Here is a 2,772-nt window from a genome sequence, read left to right on the forward strand (position 1 = left end):
TAAAAAAAGACGCCCAAAATCAGGATAAGCCCGATGCCAATCACGAGTTTCACGTGTTCTTTTAACTGTGCGATTATTGTTTGCCAATTCATATTTTCACCTCACTTATATATACGCAAAAAATCCCCGTTTGTCACAGGGATTTTGCTTATTTTTTAAGATTTTGAATAAATTGCTTAAAGATTTTTTCATCGGAATAACTTAAAACATTCTTGGCGTAAATATGTTCGCCGAATTTGGCCACGAACACAAGCGCAACCAGCTGCAAGGCCAGCGCGATATAAGCTTGTGTCAACGTCGACATTTCCATGGCCAAACGGCCCGGCATCAAGGTTGGCGAAACAAAAGGCAGATAACTCAAGATTTTGATCACGATATTATTGGGTACATTGGCCCCAAAAATACTGGCCATATAGCCAACCAAAGAAAGATAAGAAATCGGCGCGATGGCTTGCTGAACCTGACTTTGGTCATTAACCAAACTAGCGATAATCGCTGTCAAGAAGAGGTAAGCCATGAGTCCCACGATCAACATCAAGACCGCATAGACCAAGAAACTCATATCGACGCCACCGACCATGCCCTTGACGCTTTCGACCATGTCGTTGCCTTTTAGGGCAATGGCTGCAGCCACCCCTAAGATGACATAAAAAACGATATGGGTCAGAACCAATAAACCAATCCCTAGGATTTTACCAAAATATTGGACTTTGGTGCTGGTTGCTGCTAGCAAGGTCTCCATAATCCGATTGGATTTTTCATTGGCAATCTCTTGCGCCAACATATTAGAGTAAATCATCAGCAACATGAAGATAACGATGGCCACACCAAGAGAAACGAGAGAGTTGGCCGCATTTTTAGCCTCACCCCCACTCGATTCCCCTTTTTTGCTCAGAGTTTTCATGGTCAGATCAGCAGGCGTTTGCAGACTAATCAATTCCTCAGGACTTAATTTGAGATGCGTGGCTTTTTCTGCTAGTTCAATCTGTGACAAGGCTGTTTTAACCGTCGTCTCATTGAATTTTGTCGTGCTATCCGTCGACGCCACTAAGGTATATTTACCATCTTCTTTGACGAGATAGCCATCTATTTTCTCATCCAATATCTTTTGCTTGGCCGTTTTGACATCCGCCACGGCTGAGATTTTAGCGTCTAAGACTTTATCGGTTTTAAGGGTTTGAACCAGAGCTGCATTGTCAACAACAGCCAATCGGGCCGGTGAATCATCACTCGTCTTAGCAATTACGAAACCAATGATTAACCCAACCAATGGCAATAAGAGTGGCGTCAACACCGTCAACCAGAAACTTGGTGTTTTAATTTTTGTCCGGTAAACTTGTCCTGCGACTAATTTCATTTGTTTAAACATTTTCAGCGACCTCCTTACGGAAAATTTCATCGAGCGTTGGTGGGGCTTGCACAAAGGCTTGCACATAGCCAGATTGGCTAACACGTGTAAAAATCTCCCGACCGACGGCTGCATCACTGACATGAATCATGCGACCAGCACCCTGTTTCTCAATCGTCTGAACACCTGAAATCGCTGACAATTCCGCATCTGGCACATCGCTTTCCACATAAACTTGCGTGCGACCAAAACTATCCCGAATCCTATAAATATCGCCTTGAAAGACAACTTTACCTTTTTTAAGCATAGTCACCTGATCACTGAGCAACTCTACCCCACTCATATTATGGCTGGAGAAAATAATCGCTGCACCATTTGCCTTGAGCGTTTTGATTTCCGACATCAGGAGACTGGTATTGACTGGGTCGAGGCCAGTAAAGGGTTCATCCAAAATCAGAAAATCAGGGCGGTGAATCAAGGTCGCCATGAACTGCACTTTTTGCGCATTCCCTTTGGAAAGGGTCTGCACTTTGTCCGTGATTTTTCCGACAACTTCTAACTTTTCCATCCAACGCACGAGCTCATCTCTTGCCTCAGACCGTTTCATGCCATGGAGCTCAGCAAAATACAAGATCTGTTCTTCAATCGTCAATTTTTGATAAAGGCCACGCTCTTCAGGTAGAAAGCCTATTTTTTGCTTAATCTCCTGGGTAATAGGCGTGCCCTGCCATGTAATCTGGCCGCTATCCGGTTTAATAAAATCCAAAATCATCCGAAAAGTTGTCGTCTTCCCAGCACCATTTTGACCAATCAGCCCCATAATCTCGCCCGGCTTGACGGTCATGTCTAGCTGATCAACAGCGATTTTATCACCAAATTGTTTGGTGAGGTTTTCTAGTTTTAACACATCTACTCTCCTCTTAATTCTAGTCATTTACCACATACTGCATGACATCTTTCCCCGACAGACCATTTCATCACTTATAATAACAATTCAATTTTATCACAATTTTCTGAAGATACCAGACTTTAACTGGCTGATCCTCTTATTTTCTAATGCGATAGGCAAGATAGAGGACAAACAGTGCGAGTAAACCAACAATGTAAGCTACTGGTATGGTCACTGTTTCCTCATTTATTGAAAATATGACGATACCACAACATAAAATCAGCGACACAAGGCCAATATGTGACAAAGCCTGTTGATGACTTTGCTTTTTACGTTCATCTGTTGCTTCAATTCTTTTGGCATGCAATTTTTCGGGGCTTTTAACCTGTCGATAAACTTCTAAAGCAGAGCTGATGATGGCGATGAAGAAAGGAATCGTAAACCAGAAAACTCTGAAGAACCTAGACACTTCCCCATAAGGAGAGCTTGTATTGAGAAAGACATAGGTTAGCACAGCTATACCCAATAATATAAA

Annotated in this window: 3 protein-coding genes; all 3 read right to left on the reverse strand. The window is 42.7% G+C overall.

Translation table 11 applies throughout. The features are described 5' to 3' along the window. Positions 1–148 precede the first annotated feature (148 nt). Positions 149–1,369, reverse strand: coding sequence for an ABC transporter permease (locus LRA01S_RS10370; RefSeq protein WP_061775532.1), 1,221 nt, complete (start codon positions 1,367–1,369; stop codon positions 149–151). Continuing rightward, complete coding sequence (locus LRA01S_RS10375) at positions 1,362–2,255, reverse strand: ABC transporter ATP-binding protein (RefSeq protein WP_061775533.1); 894 nt, start codon at positions 2,253–2,255, stop codon at positions 1,362–1,364. The genes LRA01S_RS10370 and LRA01S_RS10375 overlap by 8 nt, the downstream gene beginning before the upstream one ends. A gap of 139 nt (positions 2,256–2,394) precedes the next feature. Then, the coding region (locus LRA01S_RS11140) for a hypothetical protein (protein WP_218003139.1) at positions 2,395–2,772 on the reverse strand (378 nt) is incomplete at its 5' end.

Origin of the sequence: Pseudolactococcus raffinolactis NBRC 100932 (assembly GCF_001591765.1) — a bacterium.
GTDB lineage: Bacteria > Bacillota > Bacilli > Lactobacillales > Streptococcaceae > Pseudolactococcus > Pseudolactococcus raffinolactis.

Excerpts from the sequence above, each read along its gene's own strand:
- LRA01S_RS10370 (WP_061775532.1), bottom strand. The coding sequence starts at position 1,369 with ATGTTTAAACAAATGAAATTAGTCGCAGGACAAGTTTACCGGACAAAA.